This is a genomic window from Rhizobacter sp. P2_D12 (assembly GCF_056404395.1).
In genome coordinates this window covers 67,071-84,120 of sequence record NZ_JBFUEB010000003.1, presented here as the reverse complement: position 1 = coordinate 84,120, position 17,050 = coordinate 67,071, and the positions used below count along the sequence as shown (strand labels likewise).

General features: G+C 69.0%; 14 protein-coding genes. 10 read left to right on the top strand and 4 right to left on the bottom strand.

The features are described from left to right. Positions 1-74 precede the first annotated feature (74 nt). The 3 genes from AC1DYN_RS01805 to AC1DYN_RS01795 all read left to right on the top strand — a co-directional run bounded on the left by AC1DYN_RS01805 (position 75) and on the right by AC1DYN_RS01795 (position 3,553). Complete coding sequence (locus tag AC1DYN_RS01805) at positions 75-1,172, top strand: ABC transporter substrate-binding protein (protein ID WP_477957415.1); 1,098 nt, start codon at positions 75-77, stop codon at positions 1,170-1,172. Between the two features lie 80 nt (positions 1,173-1,252). Next, complete coding sequence (locus tag AC1DYN_RS01800) at positions 1,253-2,455, top strand: M20 aminoacylase family protein (RefSeq protein WP_477957377.1); 1,203 nt, start codon at positions 1,253-1,255, stop codon at positions 2,453-2,455. Positions 2,456-2,461: 6 nt separating this feature from the next. Beyond that, complete coding sequence (locus tag AC1DYN_RS01795) at positions 2,462-3,553, top strand: M14 family metallopeptidase (RefSeq protein ID WP_477957376.1); 1,092 nt, start codon at positions 2,462-2,464, stop codon at positions 3,551-3,553. Between the two features lie 18 nt (positions 3,554-3,571). On the opposite strand, the gene AC1DYN_RS01790 is transcribed toward AC1DYN_RS01795, so the two are convergent. Next, positions 3,572-5,593, bottom strand: a complete 2,022-nt coding sequence (locus AC1DYN_RS01790) for a hypothetical protein (RefSeq protein WP_477957375.1) — start codon at positions 5,591-5,593, stop codon at positions 3,572-3,574. Between the two features lie 150 nt (positions 5,594-5,743). Between AC1DYN_RS01790 and AC1DYN_RS01785 the strand changes: the two genes are divergently transcribed. Next, the gene (locus AC1DYN_RS01785; RefSeq protein WP_477957374.1) at positions 5,744-6,052 is read left to right on the top strand and encodes a DUF1272 domain-containing protein; all 309 of its coding nucleotides are present in this window, start codon (positions 5,744-5,746) and stop codon (positions 6,050-6,052) included. Continuing rightward, complete coding sequence (locus tag AC1DYN_RS01780; protein ID WP_477957373.1) at positions 6,049-7,074, top strand: GlxA family transcriptional regulator; 1,026 nt, start codon at positions 6,049-6,051, stop codon at positions 7,072-7,074. Before AC1DYN_RS01785 ends, AC1DYN_RS01780 begins: the two co-directional genes overlap by 4 nt. 27 nt (positions 7,075-7,101) lie before the next feature. On the opposite strand, the gene mdoH is transcribed toward AC1DYN_RS01780, so the two are convergent. Continuing rightward, positions 7,102-9,261, bottom strand: a complete 2,160-nt coding sequence (gene mdoH / locus AC1DYN_RS01775) for a glucans biosynthesis glucosyltransferase MdoH (RefSeq protein WP_477957372.1) — start codon at positions 9,259-9,261, stop codon at positions 7,102-7,104. 59 nt (positions 9,262-9,320) lie between these two features. Beyond that, the gene (locus AC1DYN_RS01770) at positions 9,321-10,910 is read right to left on the bottom strand and encodes a glucan biosynthesis protein G (protein ID WP_477957371.1); all 1,590 of its coding nucleotides are present in this window, start codon (positions 10,908-10,910) and stop codon (positions 9,321-9,323) included. A 301-nt stretch (positions 10,911-11,211) separates the two neighbouring features. Here AC1DYN_RS01770 and AC1DYN_RS01765 point away from each other — a divergent pair, with 301 nt between their 5' ends. Together AC1DYN_RS01765 and AC1DYN_RS01760 are read left to right on the top strand one after the other, a co-directional pair. Next, positions 11,212-12,021 (top strand): hypothetical protein, encoded by an 810-nt coding sequence (locus tag AC1DYN_RS01765; protein WP_477957370.1) that lies wholly within the window; start codon positions 11,212-11,214, stop codon positions 12,019-12,021. Next, on the top strand, positions 12,018-12,857 hold the full coding sequence (locus tag AC1DYN_RS01760) for a hypothetical protein (protein ID WP_477957369.1): 840 nt from the start codon (positions 12,018-12,020) through the stop codon (positions 12,855-12,857). Before AC1DYN_RS01765 ends, AC1DYN_RS01760 begins: the two co-directional genes overlap by 4 nt. On the opposite strand, the gene AC1DYN_RS01755 is transcribed toward AC1DYN_RS01760, so the two are convergent. After that, entirely contained in the window at positions 12,805-14,097 is a 1,293-nt protein-coding gene (locus AC1DYN_RS01755) for a DUF4397 domain-containing protein (RefSeq protein WP_477957368.1), read from the bottom strand. The genes AC1DYN_RS01760 and AC1DYN_RS01755 overlap by 53 nt on opposite strands. A 138-nt stretch (positions 14,098-14,235) precedes the next feature. On the opposite strand from AC1DYN_RS01755, the gene AC1DYN_RS01750 reads away from it, so the two are divergent. From AC1DYN_RS01750 to AC1DYN_RS01740, 3 genes are all read left to right on the top strand, one after another. Continuing rightward, entirely contained in the window at positions 14,236-15,099 is an 864-nt protein-coding gene (locus AC1DYN_RS01750; RefSeq protein WP_477957367.1) for a DUF6502 family protein, read from the top strand. Further along, complete coding sequence (locus tag AC1DYN_RS01745; RefSeq protein ID WP_477957366.1) at positions 15,096-16,280, top strand: DUF5666 domain-containing protein; 1,185 nt, start codon at positions 15,096-15,098, stop codon at positions 16,278-16,280. Before AC1DYN_RS01750 ends, AC1DYN_RS01745 begins: the two co-directional genes overlap by 4 nt. Positions 16,281-16,363: 83 nt before the next feature. Then, positions 16,364-17,047 (top strand): heavy metal response regulator transcription factor, encoded by a 684-nt coding sequence (locus AC1DYN_RS01740; RefSeq protein ID WP_477957365.1) that lies wholly within the window; start codon positions 16,364-16,366, stop codon positions 17,045-17,047. Positions 17,048-17,050: the final 3 nt, after the last annotated feature.

The window sequence follows — 17,050 nt, the reverse complement described above, 5'->3', positions numbered from 1 at the left end:
CGCGTTGCGCCGAGTTCTGGTTTCAATCGATTGGAGTTACTGTGAAGCGTCGTCAATTGCTGCGCCTGGGCGCGATGGCACCGGTTGCCCTGGCTTTTCCGAAGCTGGCGACCGCCGCCTCGAACAAGATCGTGCTCGGCCAGTCGGCCGCGTTCTCCGGCCCGGCCAGTGCGCTGGGCGAGCGGTTCAAGGAAGGCGCGCTGCTGGCCTTCGACCGCGTCAATGCGCGCGGCGGCATCAATGGCCGCAACATCGAGCTGCGCAGCGTGGACGACGGCTACGAGCCGGAGCGCTGCGCCGAGAACACGCAGAAGCTGCTGAAGGACGACGTGTTCACGCTGTTCGGCTACGTCGGCACGCCGACCAGCCTGGTCGCGCTGCCGCTGGCCACCGCCGCCCGCGTGCCGTTCTTCGCGCCGTTCAGCGGCGCCGAGGCGCTGCGCGCGCCGTTCAACCGCCACGTGTTCCACGTGCGCGCGTCGTACTTCGACGAGACCGCCGAGATCGTCAAGCAGATCACGTCGATCGGCATGAAGCGCATCGGCGTCTTCTACCAGAACGACAGCTACGGCAAGACCGGCCTGGACGGCATGACGATCGCGCTGAAGGCGCACGGCCTGAGCGCCACCGGCCTGGGCACGGTGGAGCGCAACACGGTGAACGTGGACGCCGCCGTGAAGGCCATCCTGGCCGAGAAGCCGGACGCCATCGTGCAGATCAGCGCCTACAAGTCGTGCGCGGCCTTCATCCGCGAGGCGCGCAAGGCCGGCTTCAACGGCAGCTTCTACAACGTGTCCTTCGTCGGCACGCAGGCCCTGGCCGCCGAACTGGGCGCGGACGCGCGCGGCGTGGCGATCAGCCAGGTGATGCCGCTGCCGTTCAGCGCCACGGTGCCGGTCTCGGCGGACTACCTGTCGGCCGGCAAGGCGCTGGGGGCGAAGTTCGAGCCCAACTACGGCGGCATCGAGGGTTTCGTCGCGGCGCGCACGCTGATCGAGGGGCTGCGCCAGGCGGGCAACAACCCGACGCCGGAAACGCTGATCACGTCGCTCGAGAACATGCGCGAGCTGAACCTGGGCGGCTTCTTCGTCGATTTCACCGATCGCTCGCATGCGGGATCGAAATATGTCGACATGACGATCCTGACGGCCGAGGGCAAGGTTCGCCACTGATCCCGTCGGGCTCTCCCGGATGGGCATCCGAGCCACGGATGCGCCTGTAAACTGGGCCGCTCCCCCTCCAGGAGCGCCTCATGCAGTTGATCGAATCCATCCTGGCCGACGCCGCGGCCGTCACGGCGATCCGACGTGACATCCATGCCCATCCCGAACTGTGCTTCGAGGAAAAGCGCACCGCCGACGTCATCGCGAAAGCCCTGACCGACTGGGGCATTCCGATCCACCGCGGGCTGGGCACCACCGGCGTCGTCGGCATCGTCAAGGGCACGGGCGGCAACAGTCCCCGGGCCGTCGGCCTGCGCGCCGACATCGACGCGCTGCCGATGACCGAGAAGAACAGCTTCGCGCACGCCAGCCAGCACCCCGGCAAGATGCACGCCTGCGGCCACGACGGCCACACCGCGATGCTGCTGGCGGCCGCCAAGCACCTGTCGAAGCAGCGCAACTTCGACGGCACCGTCTACCTGATCTTCCAGCCGGCCGAAGAAGGCGGAGGCGGCGCGCGCGAGATGATCAAGGACGGCATCTTCGAGCAGTTCCCGATGGAAGCGGTGTTCGGCGCGCACAACTGGCCCGGCATGAAGGTCGGCCAGTTCGCGCTGAAGAACGGCCCCTGCTTCGCGTCGAGCAACGAGTTCCGCATCGTCATCCGCGGCAAGGGTTCGCATGCGGCGATGCCGCACAACGGCATCGACCCGGTGCCCATCGCCTGCCAGATGGTGCAGGGTTTCCAGACCATCATCACGCGCAACAAGCGGCCGATCGATGCCGGCGTGATCTCGGTGACGATGATCCATGCCGGCGAGGCCACCAACGTGGTGCCCGACAGCGTCGAGATCCAGGGCACGGTGCGCACCTTCACGCTGGAGGTGCTGGACCTGATCCAGAAGCGCATGCAGGAGGTGGCCGAGAACATCTGCGCCGCCTTCGACGCGAACTGCGAGTTCGAGTTCACGCGCAACTACCCGCCCACCATCAACCACCCCGCCGAGACCGAGTTCGTGCGCGGCGTGATGGCCGACGTGGTCGGGCCCGAGAACGTGCAGGAGTTCGAGCCGACGATGGGCGCCGAGGACTTCAGCTACTTCCTGCTCGAGAAGCCGGGCTGCTATTTCCTGATCGGCAACGGCGACGGCAGCCACCGCATCGGCGGCCACGGCATGGGCCCGTGCATGCTGCACAACCCGAGCTACGACTTCAACGACGACCTGATCCCGCTGGGTGCCACTCTGTGGGTGCGGCTGGCCGAGCAGTGGCTGGCGCAACCGCGCGGCTGAACCACCATGAGCACCGATGCCCTGGCGAGCTTCGCCCAGACCTACGCCGAAGCGCGTGACAAGTTTTTGGCGGCGGCCGAGGCGGCCGAGCTGGACGTCGAGACCCACACCCACCCGCTGCTCGGCCGCGACGGCGAGACGCTGGCGATGGACGTGGTGCGCGACGGCTCGGCCGATGCCGCGAAGCTGCTGATCGTCAGCAGCGCCTGCCATGGCGTCGAGGGTTTCTGCGGCTCGGGCATCCAGGTCGACCTGCTGAAGGATGCGGCGTGGCGCGCGTCGGCGCATGCGGCCGGCGTGGCGGTGCTGTACATCCACGCGCTGAACCCGTACGGCTTCTCGTGGTGGCGCCGCACGACGCACGAGAACGTCGACCTGAACCGCAACTTCCACGACTTCAACCTGCCGCTGCCGGCGAACGCGGGCTACGACGAGCTGGCGGCGCTGCTGGTGCCGCCGACCTGGCCACCGTCGCAGGACGTGATGATGCGCATCGGCCAGTTCGTGCAGCAGCGCGGGATGGAATCGTTGCAAGCGGCCGTGTCGGGCGGGCAGTACGACCACCCCGAAGGCCTGTTCTACGGCGGGCGCAACCCGACCTGGAGCCACGTGACGCTGCGCCACGTGCTGCAGCAGCACGGGCAGCGCGCCGCGAGGCTGGGCTGGATCGACCTGCACACCGGCCTCGGGCCGATGGGCGTGGGCGAGCGCATCTTCGCGTGCCGCGACGATGCGAAGGCGCTGGCGCGGGCACGCGCGTGGTGGGGCGACGAGGTAACGTCGATCTACGACGGCAGCTCCAGCTCGGCGATGCTGACCGGGCTGATGTGGAGCGCCATCTACGAGGAATGCCCGCAGGCCGAGTACACCGGCATCGCACTCGAATACGGCACGCTGCCGATCATGCAGATGATCGAGGCGCTGCGCGCCGACCAGTGGCTCGAGAACCACCCCGAGGCGCCGGCCGAGCAGCGCGCGCAGATCAAGCGGCAGACGCGGGATGCGTTCTACATCGACACGCCGGCGTGGAAGCAGCGGGTGCTGGAGCAGGCGCGGGATGCGGTGGCGGGGGCGGTGCGGGGGTTGGCTGGCGGCTGATCGATCGGAACGGAATGGTCATCGACTGAGCCAGCGCCATTCGTGCTTGGTGACAAGGTCGATGGAAATGGGTCGGCTCGTGGAACCAGGTCCATCGTCGCCGCAAGGGGCCGCGGCGAACCCCTCTTGTGCCAGTTTCTTTTCCACCGCCTCTATCCATGGATTCCGACCGAGGACGTAGCGCTTGCGTACCGCGGCAAGGGCTGCCAGGGCATCAGCAGCAAGCCGTTCTCGAATTGAAGCCTTCGACATTGGGCAGTGCGACAGCACTTCCACCAGCGCCAAGGCCCTGAGGACCGGACGAAAATCCTGGTCTTCATGCCAAGCGTCGACGGTCTCGATCAGTGCCTGAAGCTCTTCCACCGAAGTGGATGTCCAGGCGGTCATCCCCTTTGCGATCAGCGCGAGGATGGCGATGGCGGCGAGGCCAAGGCGGCGATTCCAGCTCGTGCTCGACGACATCAAAGAGCCGTCGTGCTGCCCCAGCGATGCGTAGACGAATTCCCAGCTGCGCTCCGTCCCCTCGAGCTGTTGCCTCAAGACCCGCCATGCGTCTGGTGGCACAGGGAACGAACGCTTCCGTCGGTCGGGATGGAGAACCGCAAGCAGCTCCTTCAGCACGAGGATCGGCAGCTCCGGATGCAGGCGCTCGACGACAAGCGAGCACGCCCGAATTGCATTCACTCGCTCCGGCAAGCACATGGCCAGCAATTGCAGCATGGGCGGAAAGGCGAAGTCCGGATCCCGCCTTCGCTCGCGACACAGCAGTTCGGCAAGCACTTTCGGCAGCAAGTCGCCTGGCCATTGGGCCTCTTCCGTGTAGAGCAGCGACAGCGCCACCAATGCAGCGGCCGTGAACGAGGAACCGGTCATCAAGGCCAGAAGGAACAGCATGGACACGCTGTCCACCGAATTCGGCAGGCACGGCAGCAGTACCTGGCAGCGCGCGACACCGAGCACCCACGACGCGCGGTCGATCTCCAACGACTGGAAGCTCCATGGCGCACGAGCAGGCTTCGCACTCAGCAAGTCGCTCAGAAACAGCCCCATCAGCATCTCCAGCGGGCCGCACAAGGCGGTGTTCGATTGCTGCTGCGCGCAAGCCACCATGAAATCGAGCACCGGGCCGCCCTCGGCGGCTGGACACTGTGTTGCGATCAGCGTCCATTCGCCTCCACCACGACCGTGCCGCCCCACAAGCTTCCAGCCATTCGCCTCCATCCATGCACGAGCAGGGCCTGCCGATGCGGATATCGGCACCGCCTTCGAAGGTTGGTCGCACACCATGAGTGCGACCTTTGCCATCGCCTGCACTTCTTTCCATTCATTCAGCCGATGCAAGCATTCGCTTGCGAGCTCTTGTTGGGAGAACGTGCGACTGGCTCTGAACACTTGCACCAATCCTGTGGCCGCCTGCCTTGGCGCGATCGAATGCCTTCCGCAGGGATCCAGGCACAGCGCAAGGCTGCGAATCGCCCGGCACACCGCACGCGTCGAATCGCTGAGCGGCAACCGCTGCAAGCGGGGCCCCAGGTAAGGCTCGATCGCTGCGTGGAACCGGTCCACGCATGCGACATCGATCACGCCATACGTGCCCAGGGTGTCGACGACCTGCTGCAGCTCCAACGCCACTTGTGCGGGCATGGAGAGGGGGTTCTCTTCCAGCATGCGGCAGCACAGAGAGACGAGAAAGGCTTCCATCTCGGGCGGCGAAGCTGCCCCTGTCCCCAGCGCGTGGGCCAGCAGGCCCACCGCCTTGCCCGGATGGCCCGCCTCCTCGAGAAGCTGCGCGACGATGCCCAGTTCTTCAGCGCAGTGCGACCCGTCAGCGAGGGGGGCGTCCGGAGCAACGGCCTGTCCTTCCAAGGCACGCTCGATCATCTCCGGGCATTCCGACAATGCCTTCTCGACGCGTTCGCCCACGTCGCTGCTCCCCAAGCGTTCGCGGAATATTCCCAGCCTCGCAAGTTTCTCGGCGAGTGGGTTGTCGCCGGCTGGCAGGATCCGAGATCCGCTTGTGCGCGCAGGGCTGACGTTCATGGATGCATCCGGAAGCCGCGGTTGCCCATGTGTGACCGAACCGATGCGGGCGTTCCACCGGTCCTGAAGTGATCGTTTCTGGTCGGTCCCTGCCGCGACGGCGTATGCTGCCCGCGCTATCGTGAGACCCTCCTCCCTCGAAAGCCCGCCATGCTCGACCTGCGCCCCACCTGCGAACACTGCAACACCGCGCTGCTGCCGGAATCGATCGATGCCCGGATCTGCAGCTTCGAGTGCACCTTCTGCGCCCACTGCGTGGAGTCGGTGCTCGGCAACGTCTGTCCGAACTGTGGCGGAGGCTTCACCGCCCGCCCGGTGCGGCCCCGGCGAGATTGGAAGGGCGAGAACTACCTGGGCCAGTACGCGGCCAGCACGACGGTGAAGCACCGGCCGGTCGACCCCGTCGCGCAGCAGGCCTTGCGCGGCCGGCTCAGCGGCATCGCGCCCGAGGACCGATGAACCGCGTCGACGTCGCCATCGCCGTGCCACCGCGCACGCTGCTGCTCGACGTCGCCGGGCCGGCCGAGGCCTTCCGGCTGGCCGACACCCACCTGGCCGAACAGGGCCGGCCCGAGCGCTTCCGCTTGCGCTTCGTCGGGCCGCAGGCGCAGGCGGCCAGCTCGGTCGGGCTGCAGGTGGCGAACCTCGAAGCCTTGCCCACGCGCTTCGATGCGCCCACCTGGCTGATGGTGGTCGGCCAGCCCTCTGCCGCGCTGCGCCAGCCCGATGCGGCGACCCACGAGACCATCGACTGGCTGCGCCGCGACGTGGGCGCATTGCTGAAAACCAGTGCGGACCATCGGCTGGTGGGCGTCTGCACCGGCACGCTGCTGCTGGCACGCGCGGGCCTGCTGGGCACGCGACGCTGCACGACGCACCATGCGTTCATCGACACGTTGCGCCGGCTCGCGCCGCAGGCCCAGGTGGTGGACAACCGCGTGTTCGTGCTGGATGGCGGCCTGGCCACCAGCGCCGGCGTCACCGCCGGCATCGACCTCGCGCTGCACCTGATCGCGCTGGCCTGCGGCGAGCCGCTCGCGGCCCGCGTCGCGAAGGACCTGGTGGTGTACCTGCGGCGCACGCCGAACGATCCGGAGCTGTCGCCGATGCTGGCGCACCGCCATCACCTGCACGACGCGCTGCACCGCGCGCAGGACGCGGTGTGCGAGCGGCCGGGCGAGGACTGGACGCTGTCGTCGCTGGCGGACGAAGCGCACGTGACGACGCGCCACCTGCTGCGGCTGTTCGCCGAGCACGCGGCGGTGTCGCCGATGACCTATGTGGAGAAGATCCGCCTGGAGCGGGCGCGCCAGGCCCTGTCAGGCGGCGCCAGCGTCACTCGCGCGGCGGAGCAGGCTGGGTTCGCGTCGGACCTGCAGTTGCGCCGGGCCTGGGCCCGGCATCTGGACGGCACGCCACGCACGGCCCGCATGGGAATGGATCCCCGGATTGGCATCCGGGCTGCGAATACCGACCCGTAGCCCGGATGCCAATCCGGGGATCCCAGGTCACGCGCGCCGCTCGTTGCGCAACAGGCTCGCGTTGGCCGCCAGCTGGTCCCGCAAACGCACGATGGTCTGCGGCTCGCTCAGCAGCCGCATCCGGTCGGCCTTGCTCAGGCGCTCGGTGTCCTGGTCGGCCAGCAGGCCCTTGACCAGCAACCGCCGCGCCTTGCCGCGGCTGCCCCAGCTGGTGTTGCGCGGGCCCATCGCCGAGCGCACCACGTCGAACAGCCACGGGTCGCTCAGCGCATCGCGGAACTGCCGTGCCGGCGCAGCGCGGCGCGCATGCGCCCAGGCGCGGCGCAGCACCGTCGGTGCCGAATGCTCTTCCGGCGTCATCAGCAGCTTGCTCGCCAGCAAGCGCTGGCCCAGGCCCGAGCGGCTCGTCATCACCACCAGCGGCACCGCCAGCAGCAGCGGCAGCGCCATCGGCATCAGCCACAGCGAAGCCTGCGGCTGCACCCACAGCACCACGGCCGCCAGCAGCGCCACGCCGCCGCTGATGTAGGCGAAACGCCGGCCGGCATCGGCCCAGCCGATGTCGCTGGCTTCCCGCGGCGGCGACTTCCAGTCCAGCTTCAGGCCGGTCAGCGCGACCACCACGAACAGCGTGTGCGCCATCATGCGCACCGGCGCCTGCAGCACCGACAAGCCACCTTCCAGCAGCGCGCCCTTCACCAGCGCGGCCGTGCCGCCATAGCGGCGCTGCTGTTTGGTCATCACGATCGCGGCCACGCCCATCACGCGCGGCATCGCCAGCATCACCGCCGTGGCCAGCCACAGCAGCGTCATCTCCACCGGCAGCTCGCGCGCCGAGCCGAACACCGGGTGGCCGCCGAACATCCACAGCCCCGCGCCGAGCAGCACGAAGGCCAGCCACAGCGGCGCCGACAGGTAGGCCAGCGCGCCGGTCACCAGCATCGCGCGGTGCACGCCGTGCAGGCCGGGCTCGGCCACCAGGCGCGCGTTCTGCAGGTTGCCCTGGCACCAGCGGCGGTCGCGCTGCAGCTCTTCCAGCAGGTTGGGCGGCTGCTGCTCGTAGCTGCCATGCAGGTCGTGCACCAGCCACACGTGGTAGCCGGCACGGCGCATCAGCGCGGCTTCGACAAAATCGTGCGACAGGATCTCGCCCGACAGGCCGCCGCGGCCCTTCAGCGGCGCGAGCCCGCAATGCTTCATGAACGGCTCGACGCGGATGATCGCGTTGTGGCCCCAGTAGTGAGATTCGCCCAGCTGCCAGTACTGCATGCCGGCGGTGAACAACCGGCCCGCGACGCGGCCCGAGAACTGCTGCGAGCGCGCATGCACCGTGTCCAGCCCGCAGGCCTGCGGCGCGGTCTGCAGGATGCCGGCCGTCGGGTTGGCTTCCATCAGCCGCACCAGCTTCACCAGGCAATCGCCGCTCATCACGCTGTCGGCGTCCAGCACCACCATGTAGCGGTAGTCGCGCCCGAAGCGGCGGCAGAAGTCGGCCACGTTGCCGGCCTTGCGCTTGGTGCGGATGGTGCGCCAGCGGTAGTGGATGCGCTCGGCCATGCCCGATTCGTTGCGCAGTTCGGCCCACGCGGCCAGCTCGGCGGCGCGGATCTCGGGGTCGTTGGTGTCCGACAGCACGAACACGTCGAACAGCCGCGACGCGCCGGTGGCGGCCAGCGATTCGACCGTGGCGCGCAATCCGGCGAAGACGGTGGCGACCTGCTCGTTGCAGATCGGCATGATGATCGCGGTGCGCGCGCCCTGGTGGATCGGCTCGTGGCCGACCGACGCCGCCGACATCGCATGCCGGTCGCCACGCCACAGCACCCAGAAGCCCATCATCGCGGTGAAGAAGCCGGCCGAGACCCAAGCGAACAGCAGCGCATAGAGCCCGATCTGCAGGTTGCGCAGCCAGGCGCTGTCGCTCGGCGGCAGCACGCTGGCGAGCAGCGCGGTGGCCCCGGCGGCCGACAGCGCGACCAGGCCCAGCAGCACGCGGCGGCGGCGCGTCGCGGCGATCTCCCACGCGGCCTGCGGGGCCTTCGCTGCAATCGCCGCGGCGGCTGCGCGCGCCCCCGGCTGCACCAGCCGGCCCAGGCCGACCAGCGTGCCCATCAGCAGGTCACCCAGGCTGCGGGTGAAACCGCGCCACGGCTGCGCCACCATCGAGCCGCGGTTCATGCGCGGCATGCTGGGGCCCGGCAGGGCCGGGGACGACACGGCACCGACAGCAGCGGATTGCTCGGCGCTCACTCGGGTTGAATGATCGTGGTCCATGTTTCGGTCAGGGCGTTGTCGCCGGTTTGGAGGAAGGCTCGCAGCTCGGCGGGTTGCGCGGGCTGGAGGCGGTTGACGCGCACGGTCATGCGCCAGGTGCCGGTCGCAGGGTTGCGATAGGCGTTGCTTTCGACGATGCGGGCATTGCTGCCGGTGCTGACGACGGCCTTCACCGGCGCGTCGTCCTTCAGCGCACGCAGCGCCGGGCCGTCGAAGTCGACGACGTACTGCACTTCGCGCGGATCGAGGGTGGTCTTGCGGTTCACGAAGCCGTGGCCGCGCCGGGTCTGCACCGTCCAGCCGGCCGGTGGGCGCTGCTGGCGCTCGCCCTGCCACTGCATGCGGTACGAGAAGTCGATCGGTTCGTTGGGCGCCGGCACCTGGGCGGGCACCCAGTACGCGACGATGTTGTCGTCGGTCTCGTCGGGCGTGTGCAGCTGCAGCAGCTCGACCCGGCCCGGGCCCCAGTGGCCCTGCGGCGTGATCCAGACGCTCGGGCGGTTCTGGTATTGCGCCTCGGTGTCTTCGTAGCTGGCGTACGAGCGGTCGCGCTGCATCAGCCCGAAGCCCTTCAGCTCGGCCATCGAGAACGACGTGACCAGCGTGCTCTTCGGGTTGAGCAGCGGGCGCCACAGCCATTCGCCGCCGCCCTTGCCGTCGCCGGTGGCGATCATCAGGCCGTCCGAATCGTGCACCTCGGGCCGGAAGTCGCCCGGCTTCGGCTGGTTCTCGCCGTGCGCGAACATGCTGGTCAGCGGCGTCAGGCCCAGGGTCGCGACGCCGGCGCGCAGGAACAGGCGCGCCTGCACGTCGATGGCGGTCTCCGAATTCTTGTCATCCGCGGGGCGCAGCGTGAAGCGGTACGCACCGGTGGCGCGCGGCGAATCGAGCAGCGCATGGATCACCAGCGTGGTGGCCTGCGGCGTGGGACGCTCGATCCAGAACTCGCTGAAGCGCGGGAATTCCTCGCCGCTGCCGCCCACGGTGTCGATGCCCAGGCCGCGCGCCGACATGCCGTAGTGCTGGCCCTTGCCCAGCGCGCGCATGTAGCTGGCCCCGAGAAAGACGATCAGCTCGTCCTTGTAGGCCGGGTTGTTCAGCGCGTAGTGCACGCGGAAGCCGGCGAAGCCGAGGTCGCCCCAGCCCTTCTGCGTCAGCTTGTTCTTGCCGTAGTCGAAATCCTTGCGGTCGAACGCGATGTGACGGACCTGGCCGTCCGGCGCGATCTCGTTGATCGAGACCGGCTGCGTCTGGAACTTGCCGAGGTGGAAGAAGGCCAGCTCGAACGGCAGGTTCTCGCTGCGCCACAGCGACTTCTGCGGGTTGAAGCGGATGTCGCGGTACTGGTCGTAGTCGAGGTTCTTCAGCTCGTCGGGCAACTGGACGGTGGCCGGGGCATGGGGCCGGCCGGCCATCTGGCGGGCGCGCTCGGCGACGTCGTCGAAGCCGAAGGCAGCGGCGTGGCCGGCGACGCCGACGAGGATCAGCGCGGCCGCGAGCCGTGTCGCGGATCGGCGAACGGCGGTGACGGAATCGGCGGCAAAACGGAGTGCAAAGGGCAAAACGCGTGTCCTGGCAAGGTGGAAGAGGCCCGGGATCGCGGCCTCGATACCTCACCAGCGCAACGCCTGTGCCACTCAGGAAAATTCGTTTGAAATCAACAGCTTGGGCCGTGTAACCAGGGGTACCCCGGCGGCTGGGCATATTTCACGGCGTCTGGAGGCCGTTTTTGTCGCCGCACAGCGACAGCGATGCTGTGGGATGGCTGCAAGTGCTTGTCGGCGCAGGGATTTCCGGCTGTCACCAGCGAGCGACACGCGGCACAATCGGCGCGACAAACAACACGAACGAGAGGGAGGAAGCGTGGCGAAGCCTCGTGTGCCGCGGGTGCATGTGCCGAACCGGATCTCGCCGGGCAGCCGGCTGCTGCTGGGCTGGCTGGCCGCCGTGTGGGGCCTGTGGAGCCTGATCGGCATGCTGAGTGGCCACATGTTCGTGATGATCGGCCTGCCCCTGCACGTCGACGAACTGCCGCTGGGCGTGATGCTGCATCTCGACGGCTGGGCGGCGGGGCTGGGGGCCGTGGGCGCGCTGCTGGCCTCCATGTTGTGCGCGCTGATCATCGTCGACCACCATGACCGGCGCGACAACGAGGCCACCTACAACACCGTCTACTGGTGGCTGTTCCGCACCGGACTGCTGCTGGAAGTGGCGGCCTTCGTTTGCAACATCGTCGCCCCCCTGGTGGTGGCCGATGCGCAGCGGCAGTTCGCCGGGCTGATCCACGCACAGCGGCTGCGCACGCTGTTCAAGTCCGAGTTCGTCACTGCGTGGCTGGAGCCGCACCAGGTGCTGCTGGTCAAGGGCGGTGGCGGCGCGCTGTTCATCGGTGTGCTGGCCTGGGGCGTGCTCAAGGGCCTGCAGGCGCAGAACAAGGGGCGTGCGGCGCGCTGGTTCGATGCGCTGGCCAGTGCGGCGCTGCTGCCGGCCTTCACGTTCGGCCTGCTGTGGCTCATGCTGCAGTTCGCATCCGACGCCATCAGCCCGCGCAACCTCGTCAACTGGGAGCTGGCCGCCGATTACGCGTTCGAAGCGTCGGTGCTGCTGGTGTGCGGCGCCGCGTGGGTGGGCCTGGCGCTGCGCGCAGGCTACAAGCTGAAACGCAGGCCATGACGACGCGGCACATCCCCAAGGTCGTGCCGATCGGCCTGCGGCTCTTCTACCTGTGGCTGGCGGGCCTGTGGACCGCATGGTGCGCACTCGGCTTGCTGTCCGGGCACATGGTGGCCTTCGTCGGCGTGCCGCTGCACTACGAAGGCCGCGCCGCGGTGCTGCTGGCCGCCGGCGTGACGCTGTGGGTGGCGATCGCGGCGCTGAAGTTCATCGATCACTTCGACACGCGCGACAACGAAGCCTGGTACGCCGCGGCGTGCAGGCGGCTGTTGCGCGGCAGCCTGTTCCTGGTCGTGCTGGCGAGCGGCGTCGGCCTGTACGAAGCCTTCGTGCCGCCGTCGCCGGCGTGGGACTACCGCCCGCTGTTGAACGCTCGCCAGGTGCTGGAGCTTCTGCAGTCGCCATGGCTGGCGGCACGGCTGCAGCCGCTGGAGTTGCGGCTGGCGCGCTGGTCGCTGTGGGGCCTGGCATGGATCCCCTGCGTGATGTTCCTGTACAAGGTGTCGGGCGCCAGCCACCAGACCTTCGCCCGACGCCCGCTGGCCGGCGCGCTGTGGACCGCCGCTGCCGTGATGCCGCTGCTGACGCCGTTCACCTTGCTGTCGGTGTACTGGGTCGCCACCGGGTTGCTGCTCGATCGCAACGGCCCCGATGGGGAGGCCGCCTACCACGCGGTCTTCCTCGCGACATTCGTGCTGTTCCTGGTCGCGCTGTGGATCGCGCTGGCGGGGGTCACGCTGCTGCGCATCGCGCAGGCCGCGTGGGCCCCGCGCCAGGGCCGCATCAGCGGTCGCGCACCAGCGTCCCGACCGGCGCCGCCGCGTCGCCGAGCATGAACACCGTGTAGATGCGCGATGACTGCAGGCTGGCCTCGGTGTTGAGGTACAGCCGCGAAGCCGCGGCCGGCGAGGTCACCTCCAGACGGTAGGCATTGCCCGTCGCCAGGCTGCCTGCCACCGACACCGAGCCGAACGGGATGTCGCTCGCCACCATGCCGTAGTCCGCCGTCAGCGCCAGGTTGCCGGCCAGCCCGTTCACGCCGTGCGCCACGCGCAGCTTGGCATTGCCGTTGGACGCAGGCTTGTTGTTGTCCTGCAGCACGTACGACGCCGGTGCCACCGGCGTGCCCGCCACCAGCAGCGTCAGGTCGGCACCCGGCTGCGCGGTGAAGGCGGGCAGCGGCATGGCGGCACCGCCGTTCACCCGCACCTCGCCGGTCAGCGCGCCGGCCGGCACCAGCGCATACGGCACGATGGCCGGCGACGCAAGCCCGGCCGACAGCGTGACGCCGTTGGCCTTGGCCGACACCGTGCCGTTCGCCGTCGTGCCGGCCACCAGCCGCAGGCGCGCCGACGCGTTCTTCTGCGCCACCACCTCGCCGCGCTGGTTCATCAGCATCCCGTGCACCAGCACGCCGCCCGGCGTGGCGGTGACCACCAGCGTGACGATCTGCTGGTCGGACAGCGCGATGGTCGGCAGGTCGAGCCGCACGTCGGTCTTGCTGCCCTGCGCGGTGACGACCACGCGGTAGTTGCCCTTTGCGTACTCCTTGTAGCCGCTCAGCGATTCGGTCGCCAGGTTGGACACCGACGGCGTCTGGTCGGCCAGCACGCCATCGGTCTGGAAGATGTAGGTGTCCAGCACGCCGGCCTCGACCGCGGCGTTCAACACCCGCAACTTGGCCTTGCCCGCGGCCGGCGCCGCTTCGCCATCGGACAGGTACGCCATGCGCAGCGACGACTCGGTGCTGTAGGCCAGCAGCGTGTAGGTGCCGCCCGCGGACACCGTGCGGCTGGACGACGAGGCCGTGGTCGTCGAGCCGTTGCGCTTCAGCGCCATCACGTACGTGGCGGCATCCAGCTTCACGTAACCCCCGGCGGCGAACGACGCCGTGTCCTGCGACTTCAGCGTGTCGCCGGCATACAGGTCGAGGCTGGCGTAGTCGGTGGTGCCGTTGACCAGGCGCAGCTGGCCGCCCGAGTCGTCATCGTCCGAGCCGCCGCCGCCGCAACCGGCTGCCAGCAGGGCGGCCGCGAGCGCAGGCAGCAGCCATCGAAGGGTCTTGAGCTTGTTCATCGGCGAGCTTCCATCGAATGCGATCGTTGAATGTGTGATTTGCACATTCACTGTAGTTTTGATGACATGCCATGACAAGCCCCGGGAATTCCTGGATTGCCGAGCCGTGGTTAAATGTGTATGTTGCACATTACCTCCATGACCAGCCCCAACGACACCGAAGCCGCATTCCAGCGGGCGCTCGAGCAGTTGTTGCTGCCGCTGGCGCAGATGTGCCTGGAGCGCGGCCACGGGTTCCAGACGCTGGCCGAGGCGATGAAGCGCGCACTGGTGGCCGCCGCGCGCGAGGCGCATTCGGGCGCGCAGGCGAGCCGCGACGTGAGCCGCGTCGCCACCACCACCGGGCTGACGCGGCGCGAGGTGACGCGCATCACCCAGACGCCGGCCGCCGACGCGGCGCCGCGCAGTTCGCCGGCGACGCAGGTGTTCACCCGATGGATGGGCAGCCGGCGCCTGCAGGACAAGGACGGCCACCCGAAAGCCCTGCCGCGCCAGGGCAAGGCGCCGAGCTTCGAGGAGCTGGCGCGCTCGGTGACGCGCGACGTGCACCCGCGCAGCCTGCTCGAAGAGTTGTGCCGGCTCGGCCTGGTCAGTTTCGATCCGGTGAGCGACACCGTGACGCTGCAGCGCGATTCCTTCGTGCCGAGCGCCGACCTGTCGCGCCTGCTCGGCTTCGTCGGCAGCAACGTCGGCGATCACCTGGCGGCGGCGGCGGCCAACCTGGCCGCGGGTGCGGCGGGCGACACGCCGCCGCATTTCGAGCAGGCGGTGTTTGCCGACGGGCTGTCGCAGCAGTCGGTGGCCCAGCTGCGCGGGCTGGTGACCGAGCAATGGCGGGCGCTGATGGCCGCCTTGGTGCCGCGGCTCGAAGCCATGATCGAAGCCGACGAGCGCGACCCCGGGGCACGGCTGCGGCGCGTGCGGATCGGGCTGTACACCTTCAACGCCGACGCACCCGTTGCGGCGGCGCCCCCCTCTTCAGACGAGCAAGACCCATCGTGAACACCCGCCCCCCGACCATCCGCCGCATCCATGTGGCGCTCCTGGCCGCCGCGTTGCTGGTCGCCCAACTGGCCGGCTGCGGCGGCGGCGTGGACAGTGGCGGCACCGGCATCATCGCGTCCGGTCCGATCACCGGGCTGGGTTCGATCTTCGTCAACGACGTGCGCTTCAACGACGACAGCGCCGAGATCCGCGACGAGCAGGGCGTGCTGCTGACGCGCGACCAGCTGAAGCTGGGCATGACGGTGGTGGTGGAAGGCGACAGCATCGCAACCAGCGGCACGCAGGCCACGTCGACCGCGCAGGTGATCCGCGTCGTCAGCGACCTGATCGGTCCGGTGTCGTCGGTCGACCCGACGACCGGCAGCTTCGTGGTGCTGGGGCAGACGGTGATCGTCGGCGCGCGCACGCTGTTCGACGGGAGCCTGACCGGCGGCTTCGGCGGGCTGGTGGAGGGCATGGTGGTGCAGGTGTATTCGCAGTACGACCCGCTGACGCGGCAGTACGCGGCGACGCGGGTGGAGCAGTTGCCGGATGCCGGCTTCTTCAAGATCCGCGGAGTGGTGGCGGCGCGCGACCCGTCGGCGCCGAGCCTGACCTTCGGCAGCGAGGTGGTGGGCGTGGGCGGCGTCGCCGGCAACGCGGTGCCGCCGGTGGACATCGGCGATTTCCTGAGCGTGCGGCTGCTCGACGGGACGGGGGGCGTGCTGTCGGCGACCTCGGTGCGCTCGGCCGACCTGATGCTGGCCGACCACGCGGTGGCGCGGGTGGAGGGCACGGTGACCGAGATCCTGAGCTCGCGCAGCTTCAAGGTGAACGGCATCGCGGTGGATGCCGCGACGGCGCACTTCGACGGCGACGAGTCCAAGGTGGTGCTGGGCGCGCGCGTCGGCGTGCAGGGCAGCACGCTGGGCGGCACGCTGGTGGCGAGCGTGGTGGCGGTGCACGACGACAGCGTGCCGGCGATCCAGAGCTTTGCGCTGATCGGCGCGGTGACCGATCTCGACGCCGCAGGCAAGGCCTTCCGGATCCGCAACACGCCGGTGGTGTATGACGACGGCACGGTGTTCGAGGCCGGTAGCGTGACGGATCTGGCAAACGCGCGGGTGGTGGTGGTGAGCGGCGTGCCCTCGGTCGACGGCACGCGGATCGTCGCGACCCGGGTGCAATTCCAGCAGTAGCCCGGCTGCCCGCCCGGGAAATGACAAATCTGTCATCTCCCGGTCAGCCCCCTGCCCCGGCCCCGGTCACTAAACTCTGGGGAATGCGCGTCCTGATCATCGAAGACGAACCCAAGACCGCGGACTACCTGCGCCGCGGCCTGACCGAGCAAGGCCACGTGGTCGACGTGGAGCACAACGGCATCGACGGCCGCCACGCCGCGCTGGAGGGCCGCCACGACGTGATCGTGCTCGACGCGATGCTGCCCGGCGTCGACGGTTTCGAGATCCTGCGCGACGTGCGCCGCGTGAAGCAGGTGGCCATCATCATGCTGACCGCCCGCGACGGCATCGAAGACCGCGTGCGCGGCCTGCAGGACGGCGCCGACGACTACCTGGTCAAGCCCTTTTCCTTCCTCGAGCTCAGCGCGCGGCTGCATGCGCTGTCGCGCCGCAGCCGGCAGCAGGAGCCCACCACCATCACCATCGGCGACATGGTGCTCGACCTGCTGGGCCGCAAGGTGCAGCGCAGCGGCGACCGCATCGACCTGACCGCCAAGGAGTTCTCGCTGCTCACCACGCTGGCACGCCGGCCGGGCCAGGTGCTGTCGCGCACCGAGATCGCCGAGCTGGTGTGGGACATCCATTTCGACAGCAACACCAACGTGGTCGAGGTGGCCATCAAGCGGCTGCGCGCCAAGCTGGACGGCCCCTACCCGCGCAAGCTGCTGCACACGATGCGCGGCATGGGCTACGTGCTGGAACCGCGCGACGAACTGGAAGCCTGAGAC